This is a genomic window from Paracerasibacillus soli, assembly GCF_042432965.1.
Lineage (GTDB): Bacteria > Bacillota > Bacilli > Bacillales > Amphibacillaceae > Paracerasibacillus > Paracerasibacillus soli.
This window is the reverse complement of record NZ_JBHLWL010000013.1, coordinates 1-15,508: the sequence shown is the minus strand read 5'-3', so window position 1 is coordinate 15,508 and position 15,508 is coordinate 1. Positions and strand designations below refer to the sequence as shown.

At 35.4% G+C, this 15,508-nt stretch carries 15 protein-coding genes; 4 read left to right on the top strand and 11 right to left on the bottom strand.

The features are described from left to right. Positions 1 to 10: 10 nt before the first annotated feature. The 3 genes from sipW to ACFFIS_RS03810 all read right to left on the bottom strand — a co-directional run bounded on the left by sipW (position 11) and on the right by ACFFIS_RS03810 (position 2,195). On the bottom strand, positions 11 to 589 hold the full coding sequence (gene sipW, locus ACFFIS_RS03820; RefSeq protein WP_320379642.1) for a signal peptidase I SipW: 579 nt from the start codon (positions 587 to 589) through the stop codon (positions 11 to 13). Further along, complete coding sequence (gene tapA, locus ACFFIS_RS03815) at positions 586 to 1,392, bottom strand: amyloid fiber anchoring/assembly protein TapA (RefSeq protein ID WP_390186228.1); 807 nt, start codon at positions 1,390 to 1,392, stop codon at positions 586 to 588. The genes sipW and tapA overlap by 4 nt, the downstream gene beginning before the upstream one ends. A gap of 143 nt (positions 1,393 to 1,535) precedes the next feature. Further along, positions 1,536 to 2,195, bottom strand: a complete 660-nt coding sequence (locus ACFFIS_RS03810) for a TasA family protein (protein ID WP_320379645.1) — start codon at positions 2,193 to 2,195, stop codon at positions 1,536 to 1,538. A 395-nt stretch (positions 2,196 to 2,590) separates the two neighbouring features. Here ACFFIS_RS03810 and srtD point away from each other — a divergent pair, with 395 nt between their 5' ends. The 3 genes from srtD to ACFFIS_RS03795 all read left to right on the top strand — a co-directional run bounded on the left by srtD (position 2,591) and on the right by ACFFIS_RS03795 (position 6,424). After that, the gene (gene srtD, locus ACFFIS_RS03805; RefSeq protein WP_320379646.1) at positions 2,591 to 3,181 is read left to right on the top strand and encodes a class D sortase, LPxTATN-specific; all 591 of its coding nucleotides are present in this window, start codon (positions 2,591 to 2,593) and stop codon (positions 3,179 to 3,181) included. A 131-nt stretch (positions 3,182 to 3,312) separates the two neighbouring features. Then, positions 3,313 to 4,254, top strand: coding sequence for an LCP family glycopolymer transferase (locus tag ACFFIS_RS03800; RefSeq protein WP_390186226.1), 942 nt, complete (start codon positions 3,313 to 3,315; stop codon positions 4,252 to 4,254). Positions 4,255 to 4,387: 133 nt separating this feature from the next. Next, the gene (locus tag ACFFIS_RS03795) at positions 4,388 to 6,424 is read left to right on the top strand and encodes a penicillin-binding transpeptidase domain-containing protein (protein ID WP_320379649.1); all 2,037 of its coding nucleotides are present in this window, start codon (positions 4,388 to 4,390) and stop codon (positions 6,422 to 6,424) included. Positions 6,425 to 6,473: 49 nt separating this feature from the next. Here ACFFIS_RS03795 and ACFFIS_RS03790 read toward each other — a convergent pair whose 3' ends face one another. The 6 genes from ACFFIS_RS03790 to ACFFIS_RS03765 form a co-directional block, all read right to left on the bottom strand. Beyond that, a complete protein-coding gene (locus ACFFIS_RS03790; RefSeq protein ID WP_320379650.1) occupies positions 6,474 to 6,914 on the bottom strand; it encodes an IDEAL domain-containing protein in 441 nt (146 codons plus the stop codon). 200 nt (positions 6,915 to 7,114) lie between these two features. Next, positions 7,115 to 8,164 (bottom strand): hypothetical protein, encoded by a 1,050-nt coding sequence (locus ACFFIS_RS03785; RefSeq protein ID WP_320379651.1) that lies wholly within the window; start codon positions 8,162 to 8,164, stop codon positions 7,115 to 7,117. Positions 8,165 to 8,376: 212 nt separating this feature from the next. Beyond that, positions 8,377 to 8,559 (bottom strand): cold-shock protein, encoded by a 183-nt coding sequence (locus ACFFIS_RS03780; RefSeq protein ID WP_390186223.1) that lies wholly within the window; start codon positions 8,557 to 8,559, stop codon positions 8,377 to 8,379. A 97-nt stretch (positions 8,560 to 8,656) separates the two neighbouring features. Then, positions 8,657 to 9,388: a Cof-type HAD-IIB family hydrolase gene (locus tag ACFFIS_RS03775; protein ID WP_390186222.1), complete on the bottom strand. Its 732-nt coding sequence runs from the start codon at positions 9,386 to 9,388 to the stop codon at positions 8,657 to 8,659. A gap of 17 nt (positions 9,389 to 9,405) precedes the next feature. Then, entirely contained in the window at positions 9,406 to 10,578 is a 1,173-nt protein-coding gene (locus tag ACFFIS_RS03770) for an MDR family MFS transporter (protein WP_390186220.1), read from the bottom strand. 123 nt (positions 10,579 to 10,701) lie between these two features. Continuing rightward, on the bottom strand, positions 10,702 to 11,313 hold the full coding sequence (locus ACFFIS_RS03765) for a pyroglutamyl-peptidase I (protein WP_390186218.1): 612 nt from the start codon (positions 11,311 to 11,313) through the stop codon (positions 10,702 to 10,704). A 203-nt stretch (positions 11,314 to 11,516) separates the two neighbouring features. Here ACFFIS_RS03765 and ACFFIS_RS03760 point away from each other — a divergent pair, with 203 nt between their 5' ends. Further along, on the top strand, positions 11,517 to 13,160 hold the full coding sequence (locus tag ACFFIS_RS03760; RefSeq protein ID WP_390186217.1) for an SLC13 family permease: 1,644 nt from the start codon (positions 11,517 to 11,519) through the stop codon (positions 13,158 to 13,160). Positions 13,161 to 13,456: 296 nt separating this feature from the next. Here ACFFIS_RS03760 and ACFFIS_RS03755 read toward each other — a convergent pair whose 3' ends face one another. Together ACFFIS_RS03755 and ACFFIS_RS03750 are read right to left on the bottom strand one after the other, a co-directional pair. Then, complete coding sequence (locus ACFFIS_RS03755) at positions 13,457 to 14,656, bottom strand: CynX/NimT family MFS transporter (protein ID WP_390186215.1); 1,200 nt, start codon at positions 14,654 to 14,656, stop codon at positions 13,457 to 13,459. Between the two features lie 253 nt (positions 14,657 to 14,909). Further along, positions 14,910 to 15,299, bottom strand: coding sequence for a 5-carboxymethyl-2-hydroxymuconate Delta-isomerase (locus ACFFIS_RS03750; protein ID WP_320379657.1), 390 nt, complete (start codon positions 15,297 to 15,299; stop codon positions 14,910 to 14,912). Between the last annotated feature and the right edge of the window lie 209 nt (positions 15,300 to 15,508).

Below are 15,508 nucleotides of genomic sequence, written 5' to 3'. Positions count from 1 at the left end.
CTTTAAATAATTAAGCAGATTGTGTGTGTTCCTCTTTGTTATTTTTTTCGGACATATCAATTTCCCTTAATGCTTGCCATATTGTAAATATTGAATAGCATAGCAAAATGATTCCTGGTATTAGCAGTAAGAATGCACCATTTTGTGATTGTGCCATATCAACGATGTAGCCGATGTAAGGTATTGTAAATCCATTATATTTCGCCAAAACATTTTCAGCCAAAACAGGCCGCGTGTCAGGAGCATTGTTATTATCACCTTGGGTCTGATACATGACGTTTTTTCCACTTTTGTTCACTTCAATAATACGGTGTGTCACAGTTTTACCGTCTTCTTCAATATAAGTGATAATATCATTTGCCTTTAAGTTATTTTTGTCCGTTACTGGTTTGACTGCTATAATCGAACCTGTTTTAAATGTAGGTTCCATTGACCCCGACAAGACAGTTTTTAGTTGATAGCCGAGCACTTCGGGTTCCCCACCAGAAGCTTTCGATGCAACTACTACAAGAATAGTAAAACTCAACGCAACAACTAATAAAATTGTAATAAGGGAACTCATCCATTTTTTTATTGTATCTAACTTCAATTATCCTCACCATCCATTTCAGTTTCAGCTACTTCAGAATTATCATGTTCAGCACGATTATGCTCCTCTTGTTTATGCTTTTTTCCATCAACGTGCGTTTCTTCCTTTTCTAGCTCCTCTTCTGTTTCCACTTCATCATCTCTCTTAGCATCATGATTTGGTTCAGTCGTTTTAGTAGATAATTCCTCGTTCGAATCCTTATCAGATTCTTTATCCTCTGTCTCCTCCTTTTGCTTTACACTTTCTGTAGCTATTTCATCTTCAGTTGACTTTTCTTCTTCACAATGAACGCTAATCCGTTTACTCCAGATTATTTCCCTTTCCTCATAATTATCTTGGTAACCTTCCCGCTGATATGCTTTGAATATGTACCATCCCTCTTGTTCTGCCTGAAAGGTTAGTATTGTAGACTCATCTTGGTTAAGTAAAGGAACCGAACCTGTCGTAATTTCTTTTCCACTTTTATCTGGCGCTTCGTGTTGACCAGAATATAGCACTTCATAAGTTGTTTCTTTCGTCATGGATTGTCCTGTATTTTTTATTTCTACAGCAATTTCCGTTGGTGGGCATATATGAATCACTTCTGAATCCTTCCCAATAAACATAAGATTACTCTGATCCCACCAATCTTCCGCAGTGGAAATTGTCGCATCCACGCTATTATTCTGACTAAAGTAAGCCTCTGTATCTGATGTTAGTAAAGAAACTGAAAAGATGAGTGCATAACAGATGGTAAAAACTTTTGATAATATCATAAGCTTTTGATTCCTTTTACGATATCTTGCTAATCGTGTGCTTCTCATCGTTCTTTCCTCCTGAACATAGCCTTTTATTTTTTATCACCAATATATAAATATATGTTCCTTCATACTTATATACTTGAAACAAAAAACAAAATGGCGGAAAGGTGAATAAATCACCTTTCCTTGTCATTAACTACACGGTCTTATCTTCTTTCACCATCTTCTTGGAATCCTTCAAATGTCCAAGTAAGATCTAGCTTCAAGTCTTGCAAATCATTTTGGTTTTTACCTGTTTCTTCGAATACAAACTTTACATCAAAATCTGCTGTTTTTCCTGCACTTATTCCTTGATAATTGTTATACTCCCAACCAACTGGAATTTTCCCTATAATCGGTAATACAATATACTTTATATCTTTATTAATCTTAGTTGCTAAATCTTCCGGAGTTATATCCCTTAACTCAAGTAGAGAAAGTTCCGCAAAAACTTCGTAGTCCTTATCTCCAGTCGTATTTTTCAGGAATTGCACTACAATAGAGTCCGCATACTTATTTGCTAGTGCATTACTTACAGGTTCACCATTATTTTTAGTGACACTATACTCTGTTTTTAGTGACACATACTTCATATCTAGAGAACCATCGTTTTTCAATTTAAAACTTCTCGGCATCCAATCGCCTGGTTTTAAATTATTCACATCAACCGAAACCTCTGGATTTACAGATAAATCAATTGTGCCTGAAGCAAAGTGGTTTGTTTGTACTGCCGTATCACTAAAATAAGCAAATGTTCCTCCACCGATTAATCCTACAGATAAAACAGCTGTTGCAATACCCATTCCTAATTTTTTCTTCATTGACATTTTACTGTTTCCTCCCTTTTTAAATTAAATCGTTTTCAGTTTCATCATTTATGTACAAGCATGATGATTCCCCTTTTGGTTAGCCTCCTTTCCATACAGGGGTTCTTTCCTAGGAACAATTTGTTCATTATTAAGAACATCTTAATTTGATTATAGGCTATAAATCCTATCTTGCAAACCTCCAAATACTCTCATTTATGCGATATTAAGAACGTTTATCTCTTTATATCTCAATATAACGGCGCTTTTCTCTATTTTAAATATAATGTTTATCCTTTGTACTCAATAGTGAACAATGTGATTCTTTTGACTCATATACATTTACATCCCTTTTCATTTTCAAAATTTTCTATTATACTATAAACAACATATACGACAAGGAGCATGGTACTAAAATGAAAAAATTATCGTATCTTTTCGTCTTAGCAGGTCTCATCTTCTTAGGTTTTGGTGGCTATCAACTTGTGATGACTAAAATAAATGAAAAGGCTAGTTTAACGGAAGCAAAAGAAATCATCAGTAATCAGCCATCCAAAAATCTCGATCAGAAGGAATTAAGTTTTCCAAATAAGTTTAATCCAGAAACTGGAGAAACAGTTGGTATTTTACATATCCCAAAGTTGGAGTCAGATTTGCCCATTGTTGAGGGTACAGATGAAGACGAATTAGATCACGGTGTAGGACATTATCGCGGAACGGCTTATCCCTTACAAAATGATCAAATTGTACTTTCAGGTCATCGTGATACAGTGTTCAGACGCATGGGAGAATTAGAGTTAGGTGATATACTAACAGTCCAGTTAGCATATGGGGACTTTTCTTATGAAATAGTTGACACAAAAGTTGTTAGTGCTGATGACCGAACAGTAATTGTACCAACGGCTCCAGATGAAGTTTTAACGGTTACAACATGTTATCCTTTTTCCTACATTGGAAGCGCACCAGACCGCTACATCATTACCGCCCTGCCAGTTGAAAAAAAATAATGAGTAGGGTTGTAAAAATATCATAGACTAAAGTAATGAAATCCAGTATAATTATTCCGTTATTTTAACTATGATATAAAATATTCCATTTCTATTCTATCGGGAATATTTTCAACAGAGGAGCATACATCGTGCAGACAAGAAAAGAACTAAAGAAACGCAAAAAACGTAGTTGGCTAAAATGGGTTGGTATCACATTGCTCGCATTATTTCTCATTGGCGGTGGCGTCGTTTACTATATGTGGGATAAAATTAACGATACGTTAGAAACAATGCATAATCCATTAGCCCGGGATGAAGATCCAGAACGCCAAAGAGAATTAGAAGCAATTTTCCGTGACAATAAATCTGTTAATATTCTTTTACTTGGTGTTGACCAGCGAAAAGGAGATAAAGGCCGTTCAGATACGATCTTGCTACTTTCTCTCAATCCTAGTGCAAATTCTATGGTCATGTTAAGTATCCCTCGTGATACGTATGTCAACATTCCAGGTCGCGGTATGGACAAGATTAACCATGCATTTGCATTTGGCGGAACCGAATTATCAGTAAAAACGGTTGAAGAAGCATTCAATCTTCCTGTTCATTTTTATGCAGAAATTAACATGGAAGGATTCCAGCAAGGAATTGACGCAATTGGAGGCGTGGATGTTAAAAATGATCAAGATTTCTCACAAGGTGGTAAACATTTTGCTGTAGGAAATATTCATTTAAATGGGAAAGACGCATTAAAATATATTCGCATGCGTAAACAAGACCCACGGGGTGACATGGGAAGAAATGAACGTCAACGTAACGTTATTGTTGCTGCAATGAATAAAGGTGCAAACTTTACAAATATCACGAAGTTCGGTGAAATTTTAAATATTGTAGGTGGTAATGTAGAAACCGATTTAAATAAAGATCGTATTCAAGCTTTATTTTCCGGATATCGCAATACACGTAACAATATTAAAACACTTGAAATAAAAGGTAGTGGTCAAATTATTAATCGGATTTGGTATTATATTGTACCAGACACTGAATTTAATCGCGTCACAACTGAAATTACAAATCATATGAATGCGAAATAAAGATATCCGTGAAATCCATATGGTCACCTGTATACATTTATATACAGTGTGACTTTTTTTCTATTACGTTGTGATTCCGTGCTATAATAAATGAAGAAATGAAACATCTGGATGTTTGGGGGGAACCATTATAATGAAACGTTTATCGATTTTTGTACTAATGTTGTTACTACTTTTTATTTCTGCCTGTTCTTCTGAAGACAAAGAAACATTAAACGATCGCTTTCAAAGTTATACGAAATTATGGGAAAATCAAAAGTTTGATGATATGTATCAAATGCTTACTTCCGATGCAAAAAAGAAATATCCTACAGAGGAGTATATCGATCGTTATAAAAAGATATATCATGATTTAAATATCTCTAATCTAAAAATTTCCTTTCAGAAATTAGACGATGATGAATTAAAATCTATACGTAATGAAGGGGAAGCAACAATACCATTTACAGTTAAAATGGATAGTATTGCGGGCCCTATCTCTTTTTCATATAAAGCAACTTTTATCGAGCAAGGTGATGATGATGAAAAAGAATGGTCGCTACAATGGGATCCTGGATTTATCTTCCCGGATTTAAAAGATGGCGGACAAATAGGACTAGATACGATTGAGCCAACTCGTGGTGAAATATTAGATCGCAATCGAATGCCACTCGCACTAAATGATGATGTATGGGAAATTGGAATTGTACCTGAAAAGCTTGGTGACAACGCGACAAACAACAAAAAGAAAATCGCTTCGCTGTTAAATATATCTGTGGAATCGATTGATAAAAAACTTAATGCTAGTTGGGTCGAGCCTGACCATTTTATACCTCTAAAAATAGTACCAAAAACAGATGATAGCCTATTAAATCAATTATGGTCTATTCCAGGTGTGCTTGGAAATGGAGTAAAGGGCAGAGTATACCCTTCAGGTAAGGCTGCAGCACATCTTGTTGGATATGTTGGAAATGTCACTTCAGAAGACTTAGAAAAGTCCAAAGGGTATAAAGAAAATGATGTGATTGGTAAGAGCGGGATTGAAAAGCTTTATGAAAAACAATTAAAAGGTGAACCCGGCGCGAAGATTTATATAAAAAAGGAAAATCAAGATGAAAATGATGAAGACGATGAAATAGTACTCGCTGATAAGCCTGTTAAAAATGGAGAAACCATCCAACTGACAATTGATATTAATATCCAGGAGAAAGCCTTCAATCAATATGATGGAGATGCCGGTACTGCTGCAGTCATGGACCCAAAAACAGGAGAAACACTAGCACTAGTTAGTAGTCCATCTTTTGATCCGAATGAAATGGTTTATGGTATTACCCAATCTAAATGGGATGAATTACAAAATGATCCGAATAAACCAATGGTCAATCGCTTTGCAGCAACATATGCTCCAGGATCAAGTCTTAAACCAATTACAAGTGCTATTGGTTTGAAAAACGGCTCGATTAAACCAAATGAAGGAATAGAAATTAATGGTTTAACATGGAGTAATGGAAAAGGATGGGGTGATTATAAAGTACGCCGTGTTTCCAGCTCTTCAAAACCAGTTGACCTTACTGATGCACTCGTTCGATCCGATAATATTTACTTTGCAATGCAAGCAGTTAAAATGGGAAGCAAGGCATATACTTCTGGACTAAAGGATTTTGGAATTGGGGAAGATTTCAATTATACGTACCCAATTAAAGCCTCTTCTATTTCGTCAACAGGATCCATTGATAATGAAGTACTCTTAGCGAACACAAGTTACGGGCAAGGAGAGATTGAATTAAGTTCATTACATTTAGCGAGTGCTTATACAATCTTTTTAAATAAAGGAAATATGATAAAGCCAACGTTGCTACTCTCAGAAGAAAAAAGTCAAATTTGGAAGAAGGACTTATTATCATCTGATGATATATCACTTATGCAACAGGCATTACGTAAAGTCGTAACAAATGGTTCGGCGAAAAAGGCACAAAATGCTCCATTTGAAATTTCCGGTAAGACAGGAACGGCAGAATTAAAATTGTCAGCAGGTGAAAGTGGCGCAGAAAATGGTTGGTTTGTTGCTTATCCAACAAAAGATCAAGATTTATTAATAGCAATGATGGTCGAACATACAGAAGACCGCGGTGGTAGTTCTTATACCGTCGAAAAGGTAACAAACTTAATGAAGAGTATCAAAAAGAAATAGTAAATACTAAGAGAAGCGAAGCATATCGGATGATATTTGCTTCGCTTTTTTAAAGTAACTTCACTAATTGATCAAATAACACTTTATTTCGCTCGTCTAACGCTTGATCAATCATTCGCTTTAAATTTCTTTCTTCCAAAACTTTTATTATTTGTTCCGTTTCTTCTTTTAAAGTAACGCTTTTTGTTTCCTCTGATTGAATATATGGTTGCGCAATAGAATGTAGATGGTTAAGAAAGTTTGGGGCGGATATTAATTCTACCAAAGACATATAAATGACTGTTTTCCCATTTTGAAAAGCAAATCGGTCATGGATGTTTTCTATTTTTCCATTTTCCCGACTTACCCGAATTTCCTTTTCTTCAATAGGGATGAACTGAAAAACTCGCTGATTAATTAGTAATGTAAAATATTGATAAGCTAATACGACCCTTACTGTTTGTTCATCAGTTTTAATATAATATGGTTTTAATAATTTAACCGTTACCATTTATCCACCTCCTATAATGTAAATTTTCAGTTAATTAATTTTACAACAAATACTCAGAAATTACAAGAACATTTTTTAGACATTTATTTTAATGAACAGAGCAAAACAATCATGGAAACGTAAATTCATCCTATATTTCGGGATTTTTCGACCAAATGAAAGATGTGAACATAAAAAAATCGCCAATTTATGGCGATAATTTATTTATTTATTTTTTGTAAGACGCTTTCACTGAGCTGATTCATCTCATTTTCAGATAGCGTAAACTTTTCATTTATTTGCTGTACATAAATATCAGCTTCTTTTATCTTTGCAATGCCTTGTTTCATATGGGATTTATATTCTTTCGTAACAGCAGCTATTTCTTCCGCATATTTTTCATCTGTCCCATCTTTAACCGTTTCTTTATACATATCAATCGTTTCCTCCCCTTTACGTGAGGGGAAAAATTCATGTGGATCAGTACTATCAAAAATACAAAATCCAAGTTCCCTTACTAAGACCATATCAATACTATTTGGATCAAAACTACAATGGTATAATTCGAGATCAAATCCGTAATCCTCACATGCTGCTAATACTTTTTTCATAAAAGTAGACTTACCCGTTCCCGCTCTTCCTTTTATAAAATAACTTTTCTTTAAATCTTTTAATAGGGTAGGGACAATATTTACTGCACCTTCTTTTGTATTTGTGCCGAAAAGCCGATGATACTGTTGTGATTGTTTTTCTTTCTTTTCTTCATCTTTTAATAAATCATGTATAAACTGCTCTGCTATTTCGTCTGCCTTCGCAAAATCCATTTCCCCAATAAAAATACCTTCTAATTTATCATGTATCTTTAGTCCTGTAGCAAACTGTTCATAAGCCTCTTGCATCCTTTTATTAAATTGATACTGTAGTGATTGAAGATCATGTTTCCCCTCTTCACTCGTAGGTATATCGTCTTCAAGATTGATTAACGTTGCCTGGGATAAGATTGGTCCTGATATTTCCGCTATGATGACAGCTACAGACTTTTTACGGTTAATAACCCCATCTAAATATTCCTCGCCCAAAGGACTTAATAAAACCTCTACATCATCTTCAGCTTGTGTTTGTAAAAAACTTTGCAGTAGTTCCGTTTTAATATAACTAGAAGGATGGTGTAACACATAAATCTGTGCAATTCCCTTTAAATTTGATTCAATAAAATTCACATAACCATCCGCAGTATTGCCACTCACATAATAAGAAAATTGCCTTTTCAAAAAAACACTTCCTTTTTCAAAATACGTATGGTGTTTATTCATTAGTTTATGTATACGTTTCGTTTTGGTGCATTTGTCTCTTATGACATTTTTTCCATAAAATAAAAACCCTGAAAGCTAATTTTTCATAGTTTCAGGGTTCATCATGCAGTAATCATACACCTAGTTAAAAAAATTCGTTGTGCATGCAACGTGATTTTTCCGTGTATATATTATTCAAGTTCTGGAAGTACTCGAACTTCCTGTTTCATTTCTGATTTACAAAGTGGGCATTCTGGGTCTTTTTCAAAACTAAGTGATTCACGCATCCAGCCGTTACAATCATCATTCGTACAAGCCCATACATTCGTATCTACTTTCGGTAACGGTTCTTTTGGTCCACGGGAAAATGACATGGCATACATCCCCTTTCAAGATTCTATTTCTATTATACCTCTTTTTGAATAACAAAGAAAGAGGACGATGTTTCGAAACATGTCGATTAAATTATTTTTATAGGACAAACTTCGCAATAGCCTTCCCAACGCCATCGTGATTATGGTGGTCTGTTACATAGTCGGCAGCATTTTTTATTGCTTCTTGTGCATTGCCCATAGCAACACCAATTCCCGCTTCCTGTATCATTTTCATATCATTTAAACTATCTCCACATGCTAATACATTTTCCATCGAAAACCCTAATTTTGCACAAACCTTTCGTAGCGCACTCGCTTTATGAACACCAATTGGGTTTACTTCAATATTGTTTGGCATAGAATTTGTTAGTTCCAATGTATCATCATGGGAAAGTTCTTGGATAATCTTTTCGAGTTTATCTGCATCATCCGTATGACAACCAAATTTCAACCATTTACGCTCCAAATAATCATTCGGTAAGATATTACGAAACACACCATCTGTAGCAACCATCCATGAATCAACACCCATTTCCCTTGCTAAATAGTGCATTTGTTCAAGTTTCTTTGTTTCTAATAGATGCTCTTCTACCAATTCCTTATCCATCGTCCAAATTTGTCCACCATTAACAGTTATGAGGTAGGAAGTTAAGCCTAGTTCCTCCGCATATGGATAACTATTTCCTAACCATCTCCCCGTACTAAGTACAACGTGAACTCCTTTTTCAAGTGCATCTTTGATTGCATTTTTAGTGAAATCTGTTATGATATCATCTTCATTTAATAATGTTCCATCCATATCTAACGCAATTAATTTTACAGTAGTCATGGAATCCTCCCTTTATACTATGTTGTTTGTTTCTCTTTCCGCAAACCACGGTCGAAGAGAAATGTCGAAATAAACGGGATTACTAATACAAAAAGAATAATAAAAAATAGTAATTTAATATTAAAATAATCTACGATAAATCCACCTAAGATAGGTCCAATCATTCGCCCTGCCGCTGCTACACTATTTATAAAACCTTGATAAAAACCTTCGCGTCCACGAGGAGCTAACTCATTTGCCAAAGTAGGAATCGCTGGCCAAACGAGCATTTCTCCTATCGTTAATATAACCATTGCGACTGCAAACATAACAAATTTATCTGCTGCCATCGCAATGATAAATGAGCCAATGAAAATAGTAGTCCCAACATATATATAAGTTTTTTGCGATTGCCATTTCACCAGTTTTAAAATTGGTTGGCCCAAGACAATTAAAAAACCATTTATTGCCCATAAAAAGCTATACTGTTCCAGTGGAATACCAATCGTTTGTGTATGTGATGCAATCGTCGTTTGCCACTGGCTATACACAAGCCATGCGACTAAAAACCCAGATGACAATATGAGTAATGACCGAAAAGCACCATGATCCTTAATTTTCTTACTCTGTTCAATAACAGAAGTATGCATTTGCCGATCACGCTCTTTATCCATCCCTTTAAATAAAAACAAAACAAAAAAGAAAAATACTACAAAAAGTGATGCATTTGCGATAAATATATAATCAAAAGAAATACTTGCAACATAACCACCCATCGTAGCTCCTAACGCTACACCTAAGTTTTGTGCAACATAAATCGCATTAAATGTCCGCCTGCCACCTTCAGGCCAAACTGATCCAGCCATGGCGAACATGACGGGCCATGTTGTACCTGTACCAAATCCAATTAAAACAAGCATGATTGAATAAGTTAGAATATCATGTTTAAACGATAAAAATACCGATGCAGTCATGACTAATATCGTTGCATATAATATCGTTTTATATGGACTAAACTTATCAAACAAGACGCCTCCTATTAAATTCCCCATGATTACGGCAGCCTGATTCAACATTAAAATTGCTCCTGCAAAAGCTAAACTTTTCCCGAGCTCATTATGCATATAAATTGTATTTAATGGCCATAGAAAGGATCCTCCCGTAACATTAATTGTCGTAGCGACAACTAGGATCCAAATGTACTTTGGCATATCCATCATCTCTCATTCTAACTGATTAAATTATGAACCATTAAATTAGTTTAATCTATTTCTCGTATCTATTCAATAAAGGTTTTTCTTATTTTCCAATCGTTATTGTTTTCATGATAAATATCATGAAAACATTCTTGATACACTATGGATAATAACTTCAACAGCCCGATGTAAATCTTCTTGTGACCAGCTTGGCATTGACTTTGTTAATGCTAGTGTATGGTTTGCTGGTAAATGAATAAATCCAGTTGGGCAATTCAACTGATGTTCTTTTGTATAATGTAACGATTGATACATGACATGATTACATAAATAGGTACCTGCACTATTTGATATGGAGGCAGGTAGTTGTTTTTCATGTAATTGGTCAACGATTGCCTTTATTGGCAACGTTGAGAAATAGCCATCTGGGCCAGCTTCTGTAATTTTTTCACCATTTGGTTCATAACCGCGATTATCTTTTGGGCCATCATTACAATTAATGGCAATACGTTCCACTGTTACCTCTTTTCTCCCTGCTGCTAGTCCGAGTGAAATAATCGCGTCAGGCTCATGCATTTTAATGAATTGAATCATTTGAGCGCCTGTTTTAGAAAAATCAACTGACAACGTTTCACCAATAATATGAAATTGATGAAGTTCCTTGCCTGTTAATTGTTCTACAATTTCTGCGGTAGGGTTAATTGGGTGTTCTAAAAAAGGTTCAAACCCTGTTAATAATAGCCTTTTCATCTGGTCTTCTCCTCCACAATGAACAATTTATCTCTATTTCTTGTTAAGCATATCATATCTATATTTAGTCATTCATGGAAAAGGCATGTGAAAAGGTTAGATAGTCAAAAACTTTTAACTGAATTGTATATCTTTAATATAAAAATCAGCCTTTTCAATTTATAATTTTATGCTTATAATAAAGGCAAAAGGGGGAAGAGAAAATGAATATAGCAAGTACATGGTCGTGGCTCTGGAAAAAGCATGATGAAATAAAAGATTTATTTTCCTTTTTCGTCACGCCTACAAAAGAAAAGGGGCTTCATCAAAGGAGCAAAGGGGCAGCACCTAGTGAACAAAATGGAGGTGGAAAAAAACGACCATACAAACCCGCTCAATTTGTCGGGTTCATATTAGGGCCTTTATTATTTGTATTAACATTACTCTTTTTTTCACCTGAAGGATTATCTAAAGAAGGGGTTGCAATTTTAGCAAGTACAATATGGATTGCTGTATGGTGGATGACGGAGGCCATTCCAATTCCAGCAACATCCTTGTTACCAATTGTATTATTTCCGTTGACTGGTGGACTCGATACAAAAGTAACTACCGCGTCATATGGGAGTGACATCGTCTTCTTATTTATGGGGGGATTTATCGTAGCATTAGCTTTAGAAAAATGGAATCTTCATAAAAGAATCGCTTTAAATATCATTTCAGTAATTGGGACAAACACGAATAATATTATTCTTGGTTTCATGGTTGCAACTGGATTTCTTTCCATGTGGATTTCCAACACTGCTACTGCCATGATGATGGTTCCAATTGGATTAGCAATTATTTATCAAGTATCTGAGGCTTTAAAAAATGATCCAACAATTGATACGAGTAAAGAAAACTTTGGTTTTGGAAAAGCGCTCATGCTAGGTATTGCCTATTCCGCATCCCTAGGTGGCGTTGCAACATTAATTGGTACACCACCTAATGCTGCTTTGGCTGGAATGATAAAGGAAATGTATGGTATTGAAATATCCTTTGCGCAATGGATGCTATTTGGCTTACCGATTGCTTGGGTATTTATTTTCATTACATGGGTATACTTAGTTAAATTTGCTTATCCGCAGAAAATGAAAGCGCTTCCTGGTGGTAAAGAAATTATTCAAGTGGAAAAGAAAAATCTTGGTAAGGCTAGTTATGAAGAAAAAGCCGTATTTGTTATCTTTACATTAACTGCTTTAGCATGGATTTCACGTACATTTATATTGGAAAAGTTTATACCAAATATTGGGGATACAACGATTGCTATTGCTGCTGGATTAATACTTTTTATCATTCCAGCTAAGAATAAAATTGGTGATTTTTTAATGGATTGGAAGACAGCTATTAAACTACCTTGGGGGATACTCCTATTGTTTGGCGGTGGTTTAGCAATTGCTGCTGGATTTACTGAATCAGGTTTATCCACATGGATTGGTACACAACTAACATCATTACAGGGCGTACCAACTATCATTGTACTTTTAATCGTTACAGGGCTTGTTATTTTTCTTACCGAAATCACTTCAAATACAGCAACTGCTAATATGATGTATCCTATAATGGCTGCTTTAGCTTTAGCGCTTGGCATACATCCTTATACAGTTATGATTGCAGCAGGAGTTGCTGCATCTTGTGCCTTTATGTTACCTGTTGCAACCCCACCAAATGCTGTAGTATTTGGTTCGGGCTATTTACGCATACCTGATATGGCCAAAGCCGGTTTTGCATTAAACATAATTGGTGTCTTTTTACTCACTGTCGCTATTTACTTTCTACTTCCAGTTGTTTGGGGAATTGATATTCATACATTCCCAAGTAATCTGAAGTAAACAACGAACAAAGCACTATAAACAGTTACTTCAGAATAGATTCATGAAAGTTTATTAAGTAGCAAGTTTTTAAGGGACAACAAGCGTCTCTTAGATGTATTCCAAATGCCGCATGATTATTTCTATTTCTTGATTAAATTGCAAACCATAAAAAATGGTTCTGATTATCGTAGCTGAACAGCCCCCATCAATTAGACAGGGCCGGTTCAAGTCGACTTCAGAACCATTTCTGCTTTTTATTATTAATTAGTCATGTTCTAGCCGCTTCTCGCACTTAACAAGTCGCCCACACTAATTTACACATAACGATTTCTTCCCGCATTATATCCAAAGATTAAAATAAAACAAGCAATGACAATTAATAGAACAAGTGGCATTACCCAATCATTCGTTAAATCATGTAATAGTCCAACAAATACTGGTCCAATAGCTGCTAATATATAGCCTAATGATTGTGCCATGCCAGATAATTCTGCTGCCTGCTGCGCATTTCTCGCTCGTAACCCTAAAAACATCAGTGCTAAAGCAAAATTTCCACTTAAGGCAATGCCGATTAAAAATATACTGATATACATAACAAAAGTAGACTCACCAAATAGTAATCCACTAAAACCTGTAATTGCAAAACCTGTCATGAGAAGAACCATCCATCCTTGCGAACGATATCGGCTAGCAATAACAGGTACAAAGAAACTAGCTGGTAATCCAATAAACTGTGTCAAAGATAATAACCAGCCCGCTTGCCCAAGCGTAGCACCATAATTATGTAAGATTTCAGGAAGCCATGAAATTGTAATGTAAAATAATGTAGACTGTAATCCCATAAAAAGCGCTACTTGCCACGCTAAAGCATTCTTCCACATCTTTGTTTCACTTTTTACATAGGTCATTTCTACTTGAGGATTATTTTGATTTGCTCTTGCTAAGAAGATCCAAATAGCGATACCAAATGCTGCTGGAATTACCCAAACGAGTAATGCAACATTCCATCCTAACCCTAAACCACTCGCAATTGGCACACTGAGACCTGATGCGGTTGCAGCAAAGATTCCCATTGCAGTAGAATAAACACTTGTCATTAATCCTACTTTTTGGGGATACTTTTCTTTGATTACCCCTGGAAGCAATACGTTACAAACAGCTATTCCTACACCTATCAAAAATGTACCAGTAAAAATTAAAACCATAAACGAGATAGAACGAATACTAATTCCAATCAATAGTACAAGCATGCCAACCACTAATACACGTTCATTCGTATAGCGATTACCTACTTTTGGAATAATTGGTGACATCATCGCAAATGCAATTAATGGTAAGCTCGTTAATAAGCCAGCACTCCAGTTGGAAAGTCCAATATCATCACGTATCATACCAATTAGCGGCCCAACAGAGGTAATGGCTGGCCTTAAGTTAAACGCTACAAGAATAATTCCTATTAATAGCATTGTCCGATAATATTTCTCTGTTTTATCTTTTGCTAATTCACTACTCATAAATGAAAGAACTCCCTTACAACATCAGTTACTTTAATCAATATAGCATAATTGCTTTTAAAGTAAAACTTCAATCCGCATCCATTGATTCTCCACTTATGACTTTAAAATCCCCCGTGACGCTTGATACGGGGGGTTGTAGGAAGCTCTTTCATACACAAATTCATGATCATAATCCTTACTAATTTAGCAATACAAGACGTGCTAAGCAGTTCTATCACATACTCTTATTTTGCGTCGGTAGGTATCATTTCTACGATTTCTTATACCGCTGATGAATATTATTTTTACGATAAGTGAATATGGGTAATTCGTTTAATTCCATTGATAATGCTAACGGTCGTGTAGGAAAAATGGATTCGAAATGGTTCGTAATGATTGTAAATAGTTTCTCACCTAATAACTTTTTGATATGCTCCGACCGTCCTGTGCCAATTTTAACTATAACATGGACAAAAGCATCCGCTTGACCGGTACCATCGGCTATTACATAATCTGTTAAACCTATCGCTCTGGAACGAATTCCACCAATTGGAAAGGTATCATTCATTTCGATAAATGAATTGTTTACTTTTTTCAATAGTTCTAGAATCTTGCCCTCTTTCCTTAAATTCTCCGTAAATTCTATCGTGATATGTGGCATATGCATCACCCTCCAAACTTAAAAAGAAACTCCAATCAGCGTGTTTAAGCATACGTAGCGAACTTTATAGGATTTATCCCCTTTGAAGTAAGTACATGAAGATTTATATTCTTGCAAAAAATGTATCGGATTTAATCGTGCTTCTTAATGAACCTATCCCCTCAACTTCCGTAATAACTTCATCTCCTTCATAAACATGAACCGTTCCC

Excerpts from the sequence above, each read along its gene's own strand:
- tapA (WP_390186228.1), bottom strand. The coding sequence starts at position 1,392 with ATGAGAAGCACACGATTAGCAAGATATCGTAAAAGGAATCAAAAGCTT.
- srtD (WP_320379646.1), top strand. The coding sequence starts at position 2,591 with ATGAAAAAATTATCGTATCTTTTCGTCTTAGCAGGTCTCATCTTCTTA.
- ACFFIS_RS03795 (WP_320379649.1), top strand. The coding sequence starts at position 4,388 with ATGAAACGTTTATCGATTTTTGTACTAATGTTGTTACTACTTTTTATT.
- ACFFIS_RS03765 (WP_390186218.1), bottom strand. The coding sequence starts at position 11,313 with ATGAAAAGGCTATTATTAACAGGGTTTGAACCTTTTTTAGAACACCCA.
- ACFFIS_RS03790 (WP_320379650.1), bottom strand. The coding sequence starts at position 6,914 with ATGGTAACGGTTAAATTATTAAAACCATATTATATTAAAACTGATGAA.
- ACFFIS_RS03750 (WP_320379657.1), bottom strand. The coding sequence starts at position 15,299 with ATGCCACATATCACGATAGAATTTACGGAGAATTTAAGGAAAGAGGGC.
- ACFFIS_RS03755 (WP_390186215.1), bottom strand. The coding sequence starts at position 14,656 with ATGAGTAGTGAATTAGCAAAAGATAAAACAGAGAAATATTATCGGACA.
- ACFFIS_RS03760 (WP_390186217.1), top strand. The coding sequence starts at position 11,517 with ATGAATATAGCAAGTACATGGTCGTGGCTCTGGAAAAAGCATGATGAA.
- ACFFIS_RS03775 (WP_390186222.1), bottom strand. The coding sequence starts at position 9,388 with ATGACTACTGTAAAATTAATTGCGTTAGATATGGATGGAACATTATTA.
- ACFFIS_RS03810 (WP_320379645.1), bottom strand. The coding sequence starts at position 2,195 with ATGTCAATGAAGAAAAAATTAGGAATGGGTATTGCAACAGCTGTTTTA.
- ACFFIS_RS03770 (WP_390186220.1), bottom strand. The coding sequence starts at position 10,578 with ATGCCAAAGTACATTTGGATCCTAGTTGTCGCTACGACAATTAATGTT.
- ACFFIS_RS03780 (WP_390186223.1), bottom strand. The coding sequence starts at position 8,559 with ATGTCATTTTCCCGTGGACCAAAAGAACCGTTACCGAAAGTAGATACG.